Genomic DNA, 20,792 nt, shown 5'->3' with positions numbered 1-20,792 from the left:
CTACTGATTTGGCTGCGAAACCTTTATCAGTATAATAGAGGAGGGCTTTTTATCATGTGCATCGACTCTTCCTATTTTATTCTCCCACGCACCTCATCGAATATTTGTTATCCCCTAGCAGGCTCGGACATCGTCAAACGCATTTCTGCACTTAATGCAGCCAGATGGCCATCATTAGCCATCACTTGCTCCAGATGCTTCATTCTCTCCGGAGATGCCGTATTCATCATGATCTCTGAATAGTATCGGTCAACCCAGAATCTGGATGCGCCTGATATATAGTCAAGCAAATCCGAGAATTCATCGTCTTTGTACCGCTCGCACAAATTCATCGTGAACATTCTCCGGTGGGTAGTCCCGTTCCAAGCGGAATGAAATGTATTGTGGTTAAAAACCAGAACATCTCCGGGAATAACGTCTAGTACGTAAGCCGGAACCTTCTCCCCATCTATACCCCAGTGCACATCACTCCTTCCCACTTTTTCCCACCAGTCCTTACCAAATTGATCCTCCTCCATGCGATGGCTTCCTGGAATTACGCGCAGTGCCCCCGTATCCCCATCAAGCTTGTCAAGATAAAAGGCAATCTTGATATGCTTATGATTCGGTTGATAAGTATCTCTATGCCAGCCTGTATTACCTGTGTAATAGTTCCCATCGCTTCCCATATAGTTGAAATCATCACCCAGCAGGGCTTTTCCGATGGCCAGTAACCTAGGATCGTCAAGCAAAACACTCATCCGTTGATCGATAAAAGGAAAGACACAGGTACGTTTCGATCCATCATGTATATTCGTATTTGGAAATGTAAGTGTAAATTCATTTATGATCCAATCGATACGATCGGCCATAAGTTGTGGGAATTTAATAAATCCAAATGTTTCAAAAAAATTAATTTGTTCTTTTGTTAATATCACTGTAATCCCTCCATTTACTATTCTTGATCAGGGTTTCTTGTTCAGTACCTCATTTAGACGGTCACAGCAACAATCCAAAATATTCGTTTGCCCAATTCGCCCAAATGCTCAACAAGAGACAACGCATCGTCTTGCATCATTTCACGAGCCTTATCTGTCATCAGCTCAAAGTTCAATCTGTTAATCTGCGATTGTCTGTGGTTTTTTCTCCTTTGCTTCGGTACTCACTTCATGATATTGAGCTTCTTCCACATTTGCTTTCTCGGAATGAATTTCTTTACGCGGCGCAGGCTGAACTTGTGGTGCCTCGTCATTGTCATTCATAATGTCTCTGGTCCCATTTTTAAATTCCCTAAGCGTTTTACCGAAGGCTTTGGCCCAATTCCGGAAGCTTACTAGGCCCAAACAACAATAAAGCTACAATAACAATCAATATGATATGGATAGGGCTAAACGCACCCATACATTTAAACTCCTCTTCGTAAGTGTTTTCACTTTGATCCAGTTGGTGGTATCGCACCTATGCCCGGTCGTAAGACAGACGTTTCTGATGCGGAATGGATTGCACAACTATTAACTCTATTTTCGCTCATTTATTGAACATAAGTTAAATAATGTACCGGAATAATGACTACATCAAACCCTGCAACCCACTGCCCATTGAAACCGTTCGGATCCTTCGACCAAGTAATGCCTCCATCGGAAGTGACGATATTGAACCCCTCAGCGGATTGATCTGTACCCACAAGTTCGGGTGCTCCGTCCACCACCCAACTGCCGGAGGAAGCAACCTTGAACTTCACAATCCGGTAACCTCCTCCGATCAATGACAAATTACTCATCACGCTTCTGCCGAACCGTCTGGTCGGATTCAGATCGTGGCTATAAATGATAGCCGCCAAGCGCATTACCGAACCCCACAAGGGGGAGAAGGAAGTGTCCGGCTTAATCTGACAAGTTGTACCCGTAATGCCGATAACGGCACACTCTCCGTTCAAATTGGGAAAAACGTCATTCGCCGCAGTAAGATTCGTGCCGATCAGCCGTTTGCCTTCAGCATAGTGCCTGCAGTTGACGAACTCCAATCTCGCCCCCGAAGCCGTTATATCCTCACCGCCATAAAAATCGCAATTTTCAAGGAAATATTGTCCGGTGTTCCCCCAATGAGAGAAAGAGAAGTAGGCTCCGCCGAAATCGTAAAATGTACAGGATGTAAATTTCGAACTTGCATCGGCAAAAAAATGATTTTTATTATGGCCGTAAATGGAGCACTTGTCGAACAATTTGACATAGGGAATGGACTGATACGTTCTCTCACAATCCAAATCAATGATACAATTGCAGAAATACACCCCGATATCCGACATGTTAAGTATGATCAATGGGCTACCGAAGTCCTGTCGGTCAATATCACTCACCACAAACCGCGAGTTATTGATCATGCACCTGCCGCCGTTATTGAGGACATTAGCAATGCCAAAATTAAAATCCGACAGATCACAATCGTCGATCACAATAAATGAAGGAACATTTTCTTCGATATGAAACCCTTTAGCATACTTCGATATTTTACAGCGGGAAATATTGGACGTATACTTATGAATTCCAAATTCGAAAGTAATGGCGCTGCGACTGCGTTTGGCCAGAGATGAGATTCCGTGAATGTCGCAATCCGCTATAGAAACCATCCCTCCTTCTTTCACGCTGGAAGTAAACAAACCGTCCCCAAACGCATCATAATCCCCCCCCGTGTGAGGCGTCATTCCTCTACCGCCAACTTCCAAAAATTTACTGTTCGAAGCAGTGAAATATTTCGGACCATGGACCCGAAGACCGTAACCGAACATATTTTGGATTAGGCAATGGGATATTTCGACATTTTCAGCCGAAATCTGTATCCCGACTCCAATTGTGGTTGCATATCCGTTCGTGTTGGGCACAACGGAAATGACTGAGCCGTCGACGATCAAACCGCTAATTTTGACGGAGGTATTCACGTTGTTGTCAAAGGCCGTACTGACATTCGTGCCTTGTGATATTTTACCAATGGATAAAAAGACCCTTTCGTCGAATTGCGTCAGTTTCCATATCGTTGTCGAGCTGAACAAACTAGCGGGCTTGATTAACGCACCGTTAGATTCGATGATCAGTTCCTCACCGCTGTCGAGGGGAACCCGGATCGTGGAAGCGATGTTATAACTGAAATCGGTTTTCGGAATAAATACCTTTTTATTCTTTTGTGCAGCAAAGATCATTGCACTCATCAACGGCGCCGAATCATCCGCAATACCATCCCCTTTTGCTCCGAACCACCGGACATCGATCTCTCCCTCCATAATCCGTTTAAACCTGGCTCCGGATGACGACACCAACACAGCTCCCGTATTATCAGCGGATGCGTTATCAGCGGGGTCATAATAAAAATGCCCTTCCTGCCCACTATCCGTCACATAATAAAGAGTATCTACCGGTAGACTCACCGCACGCAGCTCCGCAACCGTAGCCGTTTGAACACACGATTCGCTCATCATCGGCGGAACCATCTCTTGAACTACTTGTTCGGCAACCACTCTGATTCCGTTGGCGTTTCCGTTTCCGGCCGCAAAGGCCGACGTCGGCAGCAATCCTCCTGCAGCCAGTGCTGCACCGGACATTCCTAACGCGGTTAACAATTTCCTCCTGCTCAAAATGCTGCTCATTCCCGCCTTCTCCTCTTCATGACTGTCCTGTTGTGGGGTCGTTTTTTGATTTGACATTTTCCATTCCTCCAGTTCATCTCATTGTTCCCCCTGCTTTGCAGGGGGATTTTTTTATGAACAACATCCAGAACCGTTAACACAGATCKGAATATTGGCATAAACCCTCTCAGAAGTCACTCGACCAATCCCGTGCGCTCTATCCCTTCCGTAAACCATCGCTGCGCAAACAAATAAACAATTAGTGGCGGTAGTATAATCAGGAAGGCAGCAGCCATCTTAGGCCCTTCCGTTACCGGATCTTTGCCTACGGCGGCTGAGAAATTTAGCCTCGAATCGCCCATCAATTCCTTCTGCAGCATATCCAATTGTAAGGATAGAGGGACGTAGTCGCTGCCCAGAAACATCGACGCTTCATAATGCATATTCCAGTACCAAATGAATGAAAACAGGAATACTACGAGACAAGCGGAGCTGGCAAGCGGTAGCATAACGCGAAAATATAACCGAAAAACCGATGCCCCGTCCATCTTGGCTGCTTCTTCCAACGTTTTCGGCTGTGTCATAAAAAATTGCCTAAAAATAATAATGAACAATGCCCCCCGGATTCCCTGTCCGAATACCGCCGGTATAAGAAATGCAAAAGGCGTATGCAACAAGCCAAGTTTGTCGTAAATGGCATACAGCGGAATCGCTGTGACTTGGGAAGGAACCAGAAATGCAATGAATATCAAACTCATAAATATACGTTTGCCGGGAAATATTAATCGAGCCATTGCATATCCGGTTAGCGCACAAGTAAACACCTGCAATACGGAGCCGAATAAAGCGATGATAATCGTATTGACAAACGCTTCCGGATAATGGAGACCTCTCCATGCTTCCAAGTAATTATGGATATATATTCCCCGCGGAATGATCCCGACTACGGGATCGACCAGATCCGCAGTGCTTTTCATACTGGTGGAAATCATATAAATAATCGGCTTCACATACAGAAATGCGATAACAGCCAACAGAGCGATCATAATCACTTTAGAGATAAAACCGTCATTCATATTTTGTCCCAGCAAAAATCTTTTCACCTGTTGCGTGCGGCGACTTGCGATGATTCGTCTCACTTCCAGCTTCGCTTGCTGATATGTCTCCTCTAACTTCACCGAAACTCCCTCCTTCCCCTGGATGCATAATAAGTTATCCATAATACAACGCCGAGCAGCAGCAAAATCAATGCGAAGTAGAACCAGGTCATCGCGCTTGCATATCCAATACCGCTGCTAAAGGTATTCGTGTTAACCAATTTTAAGATCGGATTAAACGGAAACGTAAACAAATCGATGATCGTAAACACAGCGTTTAACCCTATAAACGGCAGCATGCCGGGAAGGGTTATTTTCCAGAAGCTTTCCCATACCGAGGCACMGTCAATGCGGATCGCTTCGTAAGCTGTTCTAGGTATTGTTTGAAGCCCGGCAATAAAGAGCAGAATTTGCACGCCGGAATACCATAAGATGATGACAGCTTTACTCAGCATATCAAGCACTGTGTTGGCAATTCGTTCACTGAAATAGTTATGGACGATCGTTGCCAAATCATACTGCTCGATAAAAGGTAATTTCCCCGCGCCTTGTACGAATAGTTCCATTAATACTTGGCCTGTGGCAAATATAACCGGCAGAAAAAAGATTGCACGCATCAATCCGCGACCGGGGAATTTTTGATTCAAGAGTAACGATACGAAAAATGCAAAAATCAGGATTAACGGAATCATCAGCAGCGTTTCTTGAAAATACGTAATGATTTGTAACGGATAAACATTATCCTCGAACAGCAATCGTTTATAATTGTTTAAACCGATCCATTCATATGTAAATCCTTCGCCCGATATCTTCACATTATGAAAGCTGTTAAACAATGACCAACTGATGGGGAAAGCGACGAACACGCAAAAACCGATGATCCATGGAAGCATAAACAGATAACCGACGCTGTATTCCTTCCAGCGGAACAAGAAATATCCTTTGCGCCGTTCCGGTCCATTGTTCATTGGACTCCCCCTCTTGTTACGTCGAATTGTTTCGTGTTGTAATTCACCGTGACGCTCGTCCCGTCCTCATATGTCGTGATGTAGACCCCATCCTCCACTTTCTTATGATCGATCATCCGTTGATTGTAAACTGCCGCCAGTTGATTGAATTTCCCGTATTCATCGACGATTCGGTCTTTCCAGATCGCGAATTCGCTGCTGAAAATATAATCGTAGTCCGTTCCCTTCAAATCCCGACTTGGCGAATAAGTCAATTTGAAATACGGTATGGCGCCGTATTCAATCGCTTTAAGAAATTCCTCGTCATAGACATTGCGCAAGTTGCCGGCTGTTGCCGTATATTCAACGGAACCGTGTATAACAAGCGGATAGAACGGGACAGTCTCATCAATCATAAAATCGTAGCTCGATTCAAAAGGCAGTTCTACAATAAAATCGACATGTTCCAACGCATAATCGTTGCCGCGATATACGCCGACCGCTCCCAGTTCTTTACGGGTATAATCCATCAGCGACTGGTAATAGAATGCCGTATCTTCGCGCGATAACGAGGAGTCTGGATTATAATCGCTAAACACTAGATCTCCCGGACCATCGATATAATGGATGCCGTCCGCCCCGATCTCCTTAAAGGTATCGATCGTCTCYTTTTCCTTCCGTATCGCTTTGATCGGATTCACGATGAATTGTTCGGATTTCCCCCGCAATATGGTGGTATCTATGCTGCGGACGCCGTCGAATTTTATTGAAAAGTCAGAATGCTTCGGATTCGTCCATGAGATGAAATCTTCAAACAACACTTGAACGCCTTTTTCATGCATCGTCTTCACAAAATCTTTGGCCCCTTTGTATCCGCCGATCTCTTTGGTGATTGGGAATCGTTGGTCAGTTTCGGCATTTCCACTGTTCTGCCATCCTTGATACGTCACCCGAATATTGGCCACACCATGCTGCATCAGATCATCAACGATTTGTTCCGTCTGTTCGAATGATGTCGTCGTTTGGTAACTGTAACCCCCAAACTTCGGCTTCATAGCGCCTCCGATGATCGACAGTTGCAACGGCATGCGGTCTTTCGCCTGCAATTTCGGAACGAGCATCCCGCTTTCCTCAAGGTAATTTCGATACGTGTAAGCCATGCCGACATAATCGGCATCATCGCTGGACAATAAGCGATATTCCACACGTCGGTCTTGGAGAATCCGCTCTTTCCGGATCGCAATAACCGTCTCCTCGGTAATTCCGCTTATCTTCCGATTGTACTCCTCACGGTAATTGAAGCTGGCGCTTAACGAATGGTAGGTCGATACGGTTCCGGAAGGGAGCGCTTTAATCGAAGCTGTATATTTACCTTCCTTCACGATGGCGGCAAATGCTTGCTCCCCACGTTTTAACCCAAACACGGGATAGCTAATTTGCTCCCGTTGCATCTTTTTGTCGCTGTCCTGCGAGTTCGCCGGATCGTTGCCGTAAATGGGAAATACATAACTGTTTCCGGTAGCCGGACGCTTGTGGTCGTAATGGATTAATCCGCCAGGGCCGTCTGGCACAAACAGATAGCCTTGCTCATCCGTACCCGATACTGCGCCGAAGAAAGGAAGCAGGTTTATTGCGAAGACACGGGTAGCACCCGTTTCCTTAATCCCTTCACTGGGAATCATCGCCTCCATCCCATGATCGGTTAAGACATATTGAATGACAAAGGATAACTTCATTTCGGTATACGTATATATCGCTTGAATACCATTTCCCATAAGCATATAACTAACGGCCATTTTCGGATCGAGAGAGTTCGTTAACCTGCGGTTCGTTTCATTGTCCAAAACATATTCCAATATATACGGAGATTGCAGGTTTTCGAGCAACGTCCCCTTCACCGTTTCTTTACCCAATTTGTCTTTTGCTGGATTGCTTCTCCACAAATATCCGCTTTGTTTATCGAATACGGCGATTTGACTTTTCTTCGGATCAAGAAGCAGGATAAACCGTTTGTTTTCCACCACTTTGGCGAAACCGTCGGAATCGAGGACTGACGGCTTCCATTCTTCTCCTTGCGCCACGGATACATAAGTAACTTGCGGTGCTCCGATGTTCATCTCTTGCAGCTTCGGCAATGTGTCCGATCTTCCGATCCAAATGATAGCAGCGTACACGACGACAATGACGATAATTGAAGCGATGCCTAACTTGCGGTTTATCGGCCATAACCATTTACCCATAGAAGGTCACCTCCCGGTAGATCTGTATAAGGAAGTCATACAGGTTAAAACTGAGGCCAGTAATGATGATGACGAATATCCATATGATCCCAATCGTAAACAATGTGATACATGCGTTTTTAATCGCTTCGAGGAAATCAAAATTATGAATGACTTGCGTCATGACAAAAAACAGCAGGATGACCCACAACCACATGATTTTTACAATCAAATCGATGATAATCCGTTCTTCAAGGACCACAATATTGGAAATAAGGGTGGCTGGAATCATTAATACGATGTACGGAACAAGCGCATAGGTGCTCGCCTGCAATATTTCACGGAAACGGCCTTCGCCGCCTTTTACAGAGCTTACCAAATAGTTGGCAATCACCCATGTAACCCACGGCACGATCATGGTGGCTAACGAAAGTTTAATATTGACCCTGCTCAGATCATAGGGATGGAATATAAAGCCCATGCCATAAATGGAAAGAAGTCGGATCCCAATCGCAAGCAGTAATAGAGTCAATATCATGGACACCGATATTTTTCGTTCTTTCAACCGGTAAAAGCCTTCATAGGGGTGGAACATCATATACCAGGCATCTTTGGCTTCTCTTCCATACTGGGCAGCAAACGGCGGCCAAGAACGACCGGTCATGTAGGTCCGGATCTTTCTAAAGAGAAACCGGAACAGCACGATAAGGAGGATCAGCAAAAGTATCGAATAGATCAGGTAGCTCTGGATCCAGTCATAACGTATATTCCAGAACGCATCCGAATACCCAGCTGCATCGTAGGAATCTTTAAAATGAGCCATAGACTCCCCATAACGCTTCTCGAACAGCGCAATTTCACCCATCCCATTGTACGGCAGATTCATCATGCCATTTTCTTTCATAACAACTTCCCAATACGGCTTGCTTTCCTCGTAGCCTCCCTCGTAATACAGCTTGGATGCCGTCAAGAACGCCTCGCCGAATGCTGTCCGTTTGTACACCTGAATCAAGTTCAGGCTGCTATCAGCGACCCATAGCTCATTCTTGCTGTTCATGGCCATACTCGTTGGGAAATTCACGATCCCTTGCTGATGAGCCAATTTATCCATATCTCCAAAATAAACAAGTGCGTTCCCGTAAGGATCATAAATCGAGATTTCCCCAAACTCACTATTCATCCCGTATATAAAGCGGTCCGCATCGATCGCCGTGTCCACAAGCTGGTTTTCGTAATATGGCTTATTCAGAAAGGCATCAGCCCCACCTGCATTCAGCTTCTTAATCTGACCCTTAGCAACGCCGTAGCTAGTTGTCAAAAGAAATCCCTCGTTGGACATCGTCACATTCGCAATCGTTCCCGGACGGTTGGCAATTTCTTTATCCAGCTGTGTCTGATTGAGGATCGTCCGCTTCAACCGCGTCAGCCAGTCCACCTCGGTTTTATTGGCACCGAAGAATCCGGTAAACTTTCCTTCCCCGTTCATCCGCAGCAGTCCTTGGTACGAATCCTTATTGACGACATACATCACCCCACGGTTGTCAACGACAAGCTTGGTAGGCACATAAAAATAGCCTTCCGGCAAAAACGGTGATTCCGGCTTATCGAATGCGCGGAGATACTTGCCGCTTGCTTCGTACACAGCAATCCGCTTGTTACCTGTATCAGCAGCGTAGATCGTCCCGTCTTTGGTGACGAATACGCCCTCAGGTGCGTTCAAGGCACCGTCGCCTTCAACCAGACCGACTGATCGGATAAATCGGCCGCGCTCGTTAAACTCGACAATGCGGTTATTTCCGGTGTCCGCCACGTATACGTGATCATCTGTGGCGATGTATAAATCACTCGGCGCCGAGAGCGGAACGTCGATGTCGGCGTATCCGATCACCTGTTTGGGCACGTAAAGCGGTTGAATCCGTATTGCCCGGTAAGTCTCCTGGTCGATAAACCATGTTCTATAAGGCAATCGGGCCGAAGCAGCCGTTGGAAACAGCAGTGTTACAGCAAATGTGATCAGTAGAATCAGGGCCAACCACGCTTTCGCGCGACTGGAATTGCTTCTGGAGAGCTTGCCCCCACTTTGCTCAGGAACAGCATGCTGCCATGCCTCAGCAAAATACGGTACAACCTCGTTGTTTAACCGCCCTCTCATTTATTTCACCCCCGAATGCAGCATCGTCTGAATCATTTTGCGCTGGAACAGGAGGTAAATAATCAGGTTTGGAATAAACATGAGCAGTGCTGCAGCTGCGGCAATGCTTTGCCCGGCCACACCGTTTTGCAGGTTGGCCGTAAGGCTAGTCACGTAGAAGGCGAGTGTCTTCATCGTCTCCTTGGTCGTGTAGAGCGTCGAGCCCTCAGCGTCTAGGTAGACAGCTTGAAACGTAATAATCGCAATCGTCGCTACTGCCGGAGCGGTTAACGGGATGATGATACGTACAAAAATATACATATCGCTTGCCCCATCTAGCTTCGCTGCCTCCAGTAAAGCATCGGGAATTTGGTCAATAAACTGCTTCATCAGAAACACCGCCACCGGGGAGGCAATAAACGGGAGGATATGCGCCAAATACGTATTCTTAATTCCCAAGCTGCTCACGATCAAATATCGTGGAATCGCAACTGTCTCCGGTGCAAACATCAGCGACAGCATGATCAGCGACATGATCAACGCTTTGAAGTGAAATCGGTGCTTCGCTAGCACATATCCTGCCATCGTACTGACCAGAATGACGCAGACCATAGATAGCGACACGACGATGACGCTGTTAAATAAGTAGCGTGTAAACGGGACAACTCCCGCACCAGCATGCAGAAACAGCTGCTCGAAATTGCGCATTGTCGGCTCTTTCACCCAAATACTTGGCGGGAATAAGAACAGCTCGTTCAATGGTTTAAAGGCATTATTGAACAAAAAGATGATTGGCAGCAGCATAAACACCGCTAAGCCAATAAAACATAGGACAAGCAGCGACCTGGATATGGAGATCCGTCGAAGCCTAAAGAGCTTGGTGAATCTGGAAAGCTTGGAGAGCCCCAAAAGCCGTGGTTGAGACATCGGATTATTCCCCCTCCTTCGTCGCAAACAATCGATAGCAAAACCGCATAGCCAAATAGGAGATGATTAGCAGCGCCACAGAAATCGCCGAGGCATAGCCCCACTCATAGCGTAAGAATGCATAATCATCGATATGATTCGTCATTAAATGACCGGAGTAGCCCGGCGTTATTTGCAAGCCCGTCAGCTGGGTCGAGATCGCCCCTGCTTTGAGCGTCCCTACAATGGCCATCACGGCACTGAACAGCATTTGCGGCTTCATTGACGGAATCGTAATATAGTACACTTCCTGCAGCGCATTTTTGATCCCATCGATCCGACCGGCCTCGTACAGCTCTGTATTGACCGTCTGCAAGCCGCCGAGCATCGCCAGAAAGCCAACGCCCATACTGGTCCACAGCGTAACAATAATCATGATGTTCATCAAATATTTCGGGTCCTGTAGCCACAGCTGCGACGTTTCAATCAGCCCAAACTTGAGCAGAATATTATTCAAATAGCCGACCCTGTCCCCGCTGAAGGTGGCGATCCAAATGACAGATAACGCCACACCTCCCGCCATAGAGGGCGCATAGAACGCCAAAGTGAAGTAGTCCCGTATGCTTCTTGGCAACTGATGGATCAGCCACGCAAATACAAAGGACAGCATGTAGCCGCCAGGTCCCACGATCAGCGCAAATTTAAATGTGTTCGGTAATGTATATTTCATAAATACGACATCCTGTGTGATCAAAGCAATGAAATTATTGACCCCGATAAACTTCGGAAACGCAAATCCGTTGTATGAGGTGACACTGAGAAAAACGGCCATGAACACCGGAATCAGGATAAAGCAGCAAAAAGTGATCAGAAACGGAGCCAAAAACAGGTACGATAACCGAGCTCGCCAGAATTCCCGCCAAAACTGCCGGAGTCGCCGTATAATACGAGGCTCTGTCGCTTGGCTTGCTGTATGTTCTCCGAGGGTCAGTCCGCTCTTATTTCCCATCATGGTTGCCCCCTTCCTTCGAACGACTGCTCATTGATCGGTACATGCAAGTCCGCCCCAGGTCCGAAGCCAAATTCCTTCTGCTTACGTGTCATTTCCCGCTGCAGCGATATCGCCGCTTTGCTGATTGCTTCTTTCCCCGGCATGCCGCCTAGCACGGCGTTGTTCCACGCAAAATCCATCTCACGGGTTAAGAAATAGTATCCCGGCACATAGGGCATATTTTTGCCCCAACGCCCTTGTTCAGCCAGCACTTCCATGTCCTCACTCGGCCATGGCACATACTGCAGCGCCTCGATATTAGCCGGGTTCCAGCGATATTCAATCCCTGCGAACGATTCGATGTCATTGGCGAACTTCGCTTGCGTGGCCGTCGACGTCCACCAATCCAGGAACGTCCAGGCCTGCTCCTTTTGCTTGCCCTTCTCCATCAGCATTCCCGCCGTAGTACTTTGTGCCGACCAGCGGACCACCTGCCCGTCTGCACCGCGCACCCCAGGTAAGGGCGCCATCTTCCATTTCCCCATAATTTCCGGGGCGGCAACGGATAACTGGATGTACGTATTGTAATCGGCGATCCCAATCGGCATATCCCCAAAACGAAAATGGTTAAAAAATGCAGGTACATCCTTCGGAAAATTGTGCGTGATAAATAAATCGGTCCACCGTTTAAAGGCAGTCTGCGCCAATTTGCTATCTAACGTTGTCGTCATCCCATCAGCGGTATAGAATTCCGCCCCCTGCTGATAGAACGGCATCACAAATTCTTTGGTCGGATAATAGATATCCATGCCATTCTCCTGCAGCGTTGGCAGCAACTCAAGCATATCGTCCCATGTATCCGGCGGCGTCAGTCCCAGCCGCTCCAACACATCCGTCCGATAGAACATCACCATGAACGTCTGCGTTTCTGGCAAAGCGTACATCCCCCCGTTATAGGCATACGACCGCATCACACCAGGGTTGAACCGCTTCACCACGTCTTCAAAGCCTGAAAACTGTGACAAGTCCGCTGCCGCCCCACGCATCGCGTAATCGACTGGGGTTTCCATCCCGATGCCAAGCGCTACATCCGGTTGATCCCCAGCAGCGTTGCCCAGCATAAGCACATTCGTGCTCGGCATCAAGTTCACGTTCACACGGATGCCCGTCTTTGGCGTAAAATCCGCTTCGATCATTTTTTGCAGCAGATCCACATAATCCCGGCCCCGCTGTACCCAAACGGTGACCGCTTCTTCTTCATTCAAGTCCTTCAGATCATAGTTTTGGAAAAAGGTGCGTGCGAAGTTGACCGCACTGTAGCTAACCTTATTCCATAGATTAGGCAACTTCATCTCGGGCTTCGCCTCCGGATCGCGCACGACGAAATAGTCCAGCATCACACCTTGGCTTTCCATCGGCTTGATCCACGTATTGATGCTTGTCTGAATGTCTGCAAACACCGTAACCTGGTTCGGAATCTTATTCACATCCGCCTTTAGCTCCTCCAAGCTGTTCATTGCCGAGGAGATGGCCGTCGTCGGGTCGGTCACATTCTGGTTCAAGCCATCGACGTAATCGCGCACCACCCGCAGCCGCTCGATCATACCTGAGAGCTTCGTCTCGATCTCAGGATCGTACTTCTTCACATCCCATGTCCTTCCGGTATCGAGATTTAAGCTACTCCCGGTTCCGTAGTTGCCTGAGATGAGGCGGATATCCCGCTCCATAACGCTCAAATCCTCCAGCGCGCTCCGCAGCCCTTCAACCGCCGGGCTGATCAATGAGCTATCCGCGATAAGCCGCAGCCGATGTGTTCCGCCTTCCAGCCGGAATAAATAGGGATTCTCCGACGCATCCGTCAGCGGGCGAATCGCCCAGTCGCTATTCGCTGGGAAAATGCTATGGAGCATCTCACGAAACGGAACTTCACCGTCCAGCATAACCGTTCGATAAGCATTCGCCCTTCCGTTGTAGCCTTGCAAATATTTGAAGTCAATGGCATACCACCCCGTTACCGGTACAGTAAATTCCCATTCGATCCAATCCCCTGCTTGCTGCCAGCGCTCTCCGCCGATCGCGTTATAAACGATCCGCCCTTTGGGATCGGGTGACATATACGGCTCGGCAGCACTCTGTGTCTGCGTTCCAATTGCTGATTTGGTTGTATACTGCTCTGCCTCGATGACGCTATACCAGCCATTCCCGGAGCTGCCTTTCTCTATGCTGTCTGTTCCTGCAGCCACCACATAGTCGGCATAGGCCGGGGTCTGTTTCGGCGGCGTCAGCGTCAGCGAGAAAATCGACACCGGCTCACGTCCACCGGTAAGACGGATCGTGTGCCGCCCTTTCGAGAGCGACCACAGCAGTGGCTCCGAAGAGACGGCATAATTGGCCACCTGCACTGTGCGCCAGCCTTCAAGCTCGACCTGCTCCGGACGAATTTCGTTGCCAAGCGCATTGCGGTCGTACGGATACTTTCCGTCCTTCCACCACCGCTCTAGCGTAATCCGCTCCGCTTCCTGATACGGGTAGCTGCCGTCAATCTGCACACCGCGCACGATACTTGCAAAGCTTCCTTTCAGCGGTGAAAAGTCTACTTCCAGCGTATAGAGCCCGTCCTGAGGCACATCGATGCTCCATTCCAACCAGCCTTTCTCGTTGGTCCAATCCACAACATCCGCCATCTGCCCAGCGTTGCGCACAGCAACCTGGCTTTCTGCCGATACCGCCGTATAAGCAGCCGCTTGGATTTGAATGGGTGAAGCGCCCACTGCCTCCTTTATATCCGGAGTCCGTTTATCACGCTGCCACTGTAGGTAGAGCGGTGTCGTTTGTGTAAGAGCATTGGAACTTTCTGCTGCCGCAGCCCCCAAGATGATGTCACGATCATCCATTCTTGGTAACAATTTTTGTTCCTGCGATAAAGAACGTAAACCCCAAACGGTCACCCACAATAGTGCTAAAACACAGATGAAAGTCCTTAGATTGCGGTAACCCCTGCGACTCTTCATGCGGTAACCTCCCGTGCAGTTAGCGAATCCCCACTCTCCCGCTCGAACAAATGCGCTTTATCCATCCGTAGCACGAGCTTCACGGTATCGCCTACTTGTACCGGTGTATGTGCATCAGCCCGCGATATGATCACCATGCCGCCAAGGTCGACGTGCACATACGTATCCGAGCCCATAGATTCTTTCATGTCTACCGTGACTGGAACATGCCAGTTTGTGTACGCATCTATTTGTAATTGATCCGCATCGCACAGTATATGCTCCGGACGCAATCCCAACACCACTTGACGCAGGTTGAAATTCGTCCCCAACAAATACCGCGAATACTTCTCAGGAAGGAGAAGCTTCAATCGTTTATTCTCGAAGTAGAAGCCGTCGGTGTGTGCCACAATTCCTCCTTCAATAAAATTCATTTGCGGCGTTCCGATAAACCCGGCTACAAACATGTTGCGCGGTTCGTCATAGAGTGTCTGCGGTGCAGCCACTTGTTGAATTTTACCGTCTCGCATCACAACGATCCGCGTGCCCATCGTCATTGCTTCCGTCTGATCATGTGTCACATAAACAAACGTCGTCTTTAGCTGACTGTGGATTTTTATGATTTCCGTACGCGTCTGCGCCCGCAGTTTGGCATCCAGGTTGGAAAGCGGCTCATCCATCAGGAACACCTTCGGCTCCCGCACCAGCGCCCGCCCAAGTGCAACTCGCTGCTTTTGTCCACCGGACAGCTGTCCTGGCCGCTTCGTCAGCAAGTGCGAGATTTCCAGCATCTTGGCAGCCCGGCTCACACGAAGCTCCACCTCATGCTTGGCTACCTTACGCAGCTGCAGGCCAAGTGCCATGTTCTCATAGACCGATAAGTTCGGGTAAAGCGCATAGTTTTGAAACACCATGGCAATGTCCCGATCCTTAGGTGATACGTAGTTCGTATACTTCCCATCAATGTAGATGTCCCCCTTGGACACCTCCTCCAATCCGGCCAGCATCCGCAAGGTTGTGGATTTGCCACACCCGGATGGCCCAACCATTACGAGAAACTCTCCCTCATTAATGTCCAAATTAAAGTCGTACACCGCCGGTTGAACTTCATCCTTATAATTTTTGTACACATGGTTGAATACTACATTTCCCATAAACTTTACTTACCCCCAAGAACCACAATGATGTGAAATCAATCTCACTTTTACGCCATTAGACAACGTAAAAGCGAGATTGCGCTTGTATCGTACCTTCGCAGCAAGTTACCAGCCTAATTTTTTGCGCGTCTCCAACGCATCTTTGTTGTACTTCTCTACTCCCGGTATTAAGGTGCTTAAATCGCCGCCGTTAAATATTTTTTCCCTCAATGGTGCATACGTGGTATATAACGGGCTAAGGTCGACAATCTGATTATTGCTCACCATACAGCACTGATTGGATGTCATTTTGATCGCTTCGACGTTTTTACCTTTCCAGACCGGCACTTCTCCATAGTACTTATCGAGTTCCGGATCGACGATGAAGGAGTTGGAGCCGGTTTCGATCATCCATTTTTGCGCTTCGATATCATACATATAGCTAAGAAAGAGAAACGCTTCCTCTTTATGCTTAGACGACTTCGGAATCGAATACGTGCCCATCAAATGGGCTGTTGCTTGTTTTACTTTACCTCGCGGCATCGGCAGAACATCCCACTCGAATTTGGCGTTTTCGTTAATACCCGGTATATACCAGTCCGCTCCAAGCATAAACAAGAATTTACCAGTTAAAAAGTTGTTTTCTTCTTGTAAGCCGAGCTTCTTTCTTTCCTCAATGGTCGGTCGAACATGCCATTTTGTCGATAGCTCCTGGACCCACTTCAAATCGGCCAACACCTCCGGTGTATGGAGCAAGCTCTGCGTCATATCTTTATTGAAGTAAAAGTAATTATCCGCACTGCCGTTGGCCATTGCATAAATATTGGGAAATTGATCGCCCATTACATTGTCAGGCGATATGCCATATTCGTTCACGGCTTGATCGGTTGCACTTTTGGCCATTGTCAGGAAGTCTTCATAGGTCCAATCGTTGGAAGGCATCTCCATACCGTATTTCTTCAGCAAATCCTTGTTCACGATAATATACATTGGAATGTTGGAATAAGGAAGGGCATAGTATTTGTCGCCTGTTTTATTGGACTCTAAAAAACCGTCAATTACCTTCGTATTTTTGAACCTTTCATCCCGCCCCATATACGGGGTCAAGTCTTCGAGAAGATCGTTAGATAACCAATCCGTCAGACCCGCTTCTATCTTTACGATATCGATCGGTTCGCCTGCAACCAATTTTTCCATTTGATATCCTTCGGTATAGGGTTTAATCGTAATCCATGGATATTTTTCGCTAAACTTATCAAATAATTGTTGATATTGACCGATAAACATTTGCTGTAGCACAATTGTTACAGGTTCTTTTTTCACTTCTTCCGGTGGATTCGTCTTCTCGGCCGCACTTGGTTGTACGCTTGGTTGTGCGCTATTCTGTGCAGGAGTAGTTCCCGAATCCTTATTCGAACAAGCAGTCATAGTAGACAAAATGACGATAAGCAAAATAATTAATAATTTGTTATATTTATCAAATTTCATGAAAAAATCCCCTTTTTAGGTTAATTTTAACAGTTCTAAACACAAACGAGCTTCATTTTCCGTATTCTTTAGCCGCCAAATTCATTTCGTCGATCATTATTTGCCCGCCCTTATTAAGCCAGGTTTGAACAAATTCGTTCCAATCCTTATTAAAATTGGTCGATTTGGTAATCAGATAGATGAATGCTTCGTTTAAATAACTGTTGAGAATTATGGTAAGTTCCTGCGGAAAGCGCGTTTCATCCGGAATCACGCCGAATAGCGGATCATCGGTCGTATGATTCATCCCATAGCTGGTACTGCCCAGTACCTCTTCCTGATTAGGCGTATTCGGGGGTATAAAATTACCGTCCCATGTGATCATTGCTTTCAAGGAAGCGGAATCGTCAATAGTTGGGGAAAATTGTACCGTTCCAGCGGCTGCCGGAGGAATGCTGTTGATTTTCTTGTTACCTTCCCTTTTGTAAGGCACATTCTCCATGCCCCAACGCATAAAGTCCAACGCTTCATCGCTGGATAGATAGTCAAGAAGTTCAAGCGCCTTCTTCTTTTTTTCTTCCGAAATATTGTTGTTGATATGCGTAACCATATAAAAGTTGAGAAAACCGTCGATACGGGTTTTACCCGACCTCGACCGCAGCCCTGTACCAGTCGGGCTGTAAACCATTAATGATTTCGGATCTTTATCCTTATCATCTTGTATAAATTTGTCGTATAGTTGGTTGTAGTTGTTTCCGCCTTTTTCGAATATGATTCCGGCTTTTCCGCCAACAAATTTTTCTATCTTTTTGCTCGGTGTATTAATGACAGATTCCGGATCCAATATTTTTTCATCATACATTTTCTTTATAAAAGTGAGCGCTTCCTTCATCTCGTTGCTAATAATTTCCGGCACCCATTTGCCGTCTGCTTGTTTGAATCTAGCCCAGGCGCTGGTTTCGAAAGCGTTGAAAATCGGATACAGCCACCAAATCCCGCCTTCAGACAATGTCAACCCATAGGTGTCATTCACGCCATTACCATCCGGATCACCAACCGCAAATGCTTTTGCTACCTGGTAAAATTCATCGATGCTCTTTGGCACCGGCAGCCCCAGCTTATCCAACCAGTCTTTTCGGTAATAAATGGTGTGGTCGTTGATAAGCGACTCAACGGCACCTGAATATTTGGTGATGGGTAATTCGTACATTTTTCCGAAACCAAATGGTTTGAGAATATCAAATTTATTGAGGCGTTTAGCTAGGTTCGGGTATTGCGGAGCATAATCGCTTAACGGCAGCAGCACCCCTTCTCTAATCAAAGCTTGGTAGTTACTTCCAGGCGAAATGAAAATGTCAGCCAGTTCGCCGGTAGCGATAGAAATGTTTAATGTCTCCAGATAGTTATTGTTCGGCGGACTTGAAATTGTGAGGCTCAGGTTCAGTTTTTCCTTAAGATGTTGATAAAACGGTATGTCATCGGTCAGTTGACCGTTGAAGCAGTATAAACACATAACGGACAACGCGACCCGTGAGTCCTGCGATACATCCTCTATGGTCTTCGTTCCAATGCCCCCTTTTCCGCACCCAGCCAATGTGATCATTAGCAGCGCCATAGCCGTAAGTACAGCGAACTTCACTGTTGTATTTTTTTTCATACGTAGGGCCTTCTTGAATCTGACATATAATTATCCATGAGGTATTCCCCCCGATTATCATCCCTGTCTTGCAACAGGAAATTCGAAATTCCGTCTAAGCCCTGCTATTAATATAAACCGCTTTCATTTCAATAGACATGGGATTATATTGGCCGTTTTTGTAGTTATATTGGATCTTCCCTCTTATCGCAAGGAATGATGATTGAAACAGCCGTTCCGATACCCGCCCAACTTTTCACTTGCAGGCCGTATTTCTCCCCATAATACAGTTTGATTCGCTTATTGATGTTCATGAGGCCGATGCTTCGCTTCTCAGTTTGGCCTTCATCCATACCTTCGTTTTTCCGAAGCGCTTCCTGCATCCGATTTACCGCAGCAGAATCCATACCTTTGCCGTTATCCAACACTTTCAGAATGACTTCATCCTCTTCCTGAACTGCGGATATTTTTATGACTCCAACCCCAAACTTCTGCTCGATTCCATGAAACATGGCATTTTCCACCAACGGCTGTAAAATCAACTTCAACACCCGATAATTCAGAAGCTTTTCTTCAATATCGGAGCGGATCTTGAAGCGGTTACCAAATCTCACGTTTTGAATCTCGGCATAGGTTTCAAGATGGCTTATTTCGTCCCGAAGCAACACATATTCGCCAGATTTCGTGTTATAGCGAAAAAAGGAAACGAGGTTGTCGATTGTGCGTTCGATGTCATCGATGGATCTGGCTATAGCCATGCCTCTCAAATTATGCAGCGTGTTGTACAAAAAGTGCGAATTGATTTGTGTTTGCAAACCGTTCAACTCGAACTGTTTTTTTTGAAGATCCGTCAAGTACAGCTTCTGCTGGGTATCGAACATAATGTTTGTAAGCGCCTCAATCTCCGAAACCATATGATTGAAATGATCCGCTATTGCCGTTATTTCGTTTTTTTCAGAGAAGTTCACTTTCGCTTTCCAGTCGCCCACAGCTGCTTTATTGAATGCAACGGTAAGCTGTTTCAACGGCTTCGTAATAACCAGATTCATAAACAAATTGATGGTAATTACGATAACAAAGAGGGTCGCAACAATGACGGTAATCGTAACTTTCAGGACTCTCCCTTCCCGAAAAAGCTGTTCGGCGGGTATGACAGCAACCAACTTCCATCCTGTGCTTTTCACAACACTCGTTTTCATCATGTAGTCGATTCCGTTGATTTTGACGAAATCGTCGGTGCTGTTCTTGGTCAGACGCTCGCTTAAATACTGACCCGTTTTTTGTTTAACAGTGCAGGCGATAATCTGATTTTTATGGTCTACAACATATACTTCCGAAATTTTCCCCAAACGACTATCGTTGATCATGTTATCCAGCCAGCCGCGATCGAGGATGATGACGCCGATTCCGATCGGTTTCATAAAGCTTTGGTTGATCGATTTGATTAAACGGAACGCCAAATATTGGTTGGTTTCTCCATTGTTTTGTTGCAGGAAACCGGAGTGGAAAAGCTGCCCGTTATTCAGCTTCTGCTTATCGAAATCTCGCAAATAAGCGATCATACTATCGCTCAATTGATTAAAGGAGGAGTCGAATACGTTATCCTGCACATCCAATAAAGAGAGACCTATAACAGAATGATTGATCTGCATGTAAGAATCCATCGCTCTGCTAATC

Annotated in this window: 14 protein-coding genes and 1 pseudogene; all 15 read right to left on the bottom strand. The window is 46.8% G+C overall.

Annotation, left to right across the window (positions count from 1 at the left end; genetic code table 11):
* Positions 1–107: 107 nt before the first annotated feature.
* A complete protein-coding gene (locus AC1DWN_RS05700; RefSeq protein ID WP_477557953.1) occupies positions 108–917 on the bottom strand; it encodes a phytanoyl-CoA dioxygenase family protein in 810 nt (269 codons plus the stop codon).
* A gap of 53 nt (positions 918–970) precedes the next feature.
* Positions 971–1,093, bottom strand: a complete 123-nt coding sequence (locus AC1DWN_RS05695; RefSeq protein WP_477557952.1) for a hypothetical protein — start codon at positions 1,091–1,093, stop codon at positions 971–973.
* Positions 1,094–1,097: 4 nt separating this feature from the next.
* Positions 1,098–1,380, bottom strand: a pseudogene (locus AC1DWN_RS05690) (twin-arginine translocase TatA/TatE family subunit).
* 130 nt (positions 1,381–1,510) lie between these two features.
* Positions 1,511–3,673 (bottom strand): hypothetical protein, encoded by a 2,163-nt coding sequence (locus tag AC1DWN_RS05685; protein WP_477557951.1) that lies wholly within the window; start codon positions 3,671–3,673, stop codon positions 1,511–1,513.
* A 116-nt stretch (positions 3,674–3,789) separates the two neighbouring features.
* Positions 3,790–4,773 (bottom strand): carbohydrate ABC transporter permease, encoded by a 984-nt coding sequence (locus tag AC1DWN_RS05680; RefSeq protein ID WP_477557950.1) that lies wholly within the window; start codon positions 4,771–4,773, stop codon positions 3,790–3,792.
* Complete coding sequence (locus AC1DWN_RS05675; RefSeq protein ID WP_477557949.1) at positions 4,770–5,660, bottom strand: carbohydrate ABC transporter permease; 891 nt, start codon at positions 5,658–5,660, stop codon at positions 4,770–4,772. Before AC1DWN_RS05675 ends, AC1DWN_RS05680 begins: the two co-directional genes overlap by 4 nt.
* Positions 5,657–7,879: a DUF5696 domain-containing protein gene (locus AC1DWN_RS05670; RefSeq protein ID WP_477557948.1), complete on the bottom strand. Its 2,223-nt coding sequence runs from the start codon at positions 7,877–7,879 to the stop codon at positions 5,657–5,659. Before AC1DWN_RS05670 ends, AC1DWN_RS05675 begins: the two co-directional genes overlap by 4 nt.
* Complete coding sequence (locus AC1DWN_RS05665) at positions 7,872–10,010, bottom strand: YIP1 family protein (RefSeq protein ID WP_477557947.1); 2,139 nt, start codon at positions 10,008–10,010, stop codon at positions 7,872–7,874. Before AC1DWN_RS05665 ends, AC1DWN_RS05670 begins: the two co-directional genes overlap by 8 nt.
* Positions 10,011–10,916, bottom strand: a complete 906-nt coding sequence (locus AC1DWN_RS05660; protein WP_477557946.1) for a carbohydrate ABC transporter permease — start codon at positions 10,914–10,916, stop codon at positions 10,011–10,013.
* Positions 10,917–10,920: 4 nt separating this feature from the next.
* Positions 10,921–11,727, bottom strand: a complete 807-nt coding sequence (locus tag AC1DWN_RS05655; RefSeq protein WP_477557945.1) for a carbohydrate ABC transporter permease — start codon at positions 11,725–11,727, stop codon at positions 10,921–10,923.
* Between the two features lie 176 nt (positions 11,728–11,903).
* A complete protein-coding gene (locus AC1DWN_RS05650; protein WP_477557944.1) occupies positions 11,904–14,897 on the bottom strand; it encodes an extracellular solute-binding protein in 2,994 nt (997 codons plus the stop codon).
* Positions 14,894–16,030 (bottom strand): ABC transporter ATP-binding protein, encoded by a 1,137-nt coding sequence (locus AC1DWN_RS05645; protein WP_477557943.1) that lies wholly within the window; start codon positions 16,028–16,030, stop codon positions 14,894–14,896. The genes AC1DWN_RS05650 and AC1DWN_RS05645 overlap by 4 nt, the downstream gene beginning before the upstream one ends.
* 108 nt (positions 16,031–16,138) lie before the next feature.
* Positions 16,139–17,500, bottom strand: a complete 1,362-nt coding sequence (locus AC1DWN_RS05640; protein WP_477557942.1) for an ABC transporter substrate-binding protein — start codon at positions 17,498–17,500, stop codon at positions 16,139–16,141.
* 52 nt (positions 17,501–17,552) lie between these two features.
* Complete coding sequence (locus tag AC1DWN_RS05635; RefSeq protein ID WP_477557941.1) at positions 17,553–19,136, bottom strand: extracellular solute-binding protein; 1,584 nt, start codon at positions 19,134–19,136, stop codon at positions 17,553–17,555.
* 164 nt (positions 19,137–19,300) lie between these two features.
* Positions 19,301–20,792: sensor histidine kinase (locus AC1DWN_RS05630; protein ID WP_477557940.1), on the bottom strand; the 1,492-nt coding region annotated here is incomplete at its 5' end.

This window comes from Paenibacillus sp. P4_A7 (assembly GCF_056402455.1).
The sequence above is the reverse complement of the archived record's forward strand: the minus strand, read 5'-3'. Positions and strand labels throughout refer to the sequence as shown.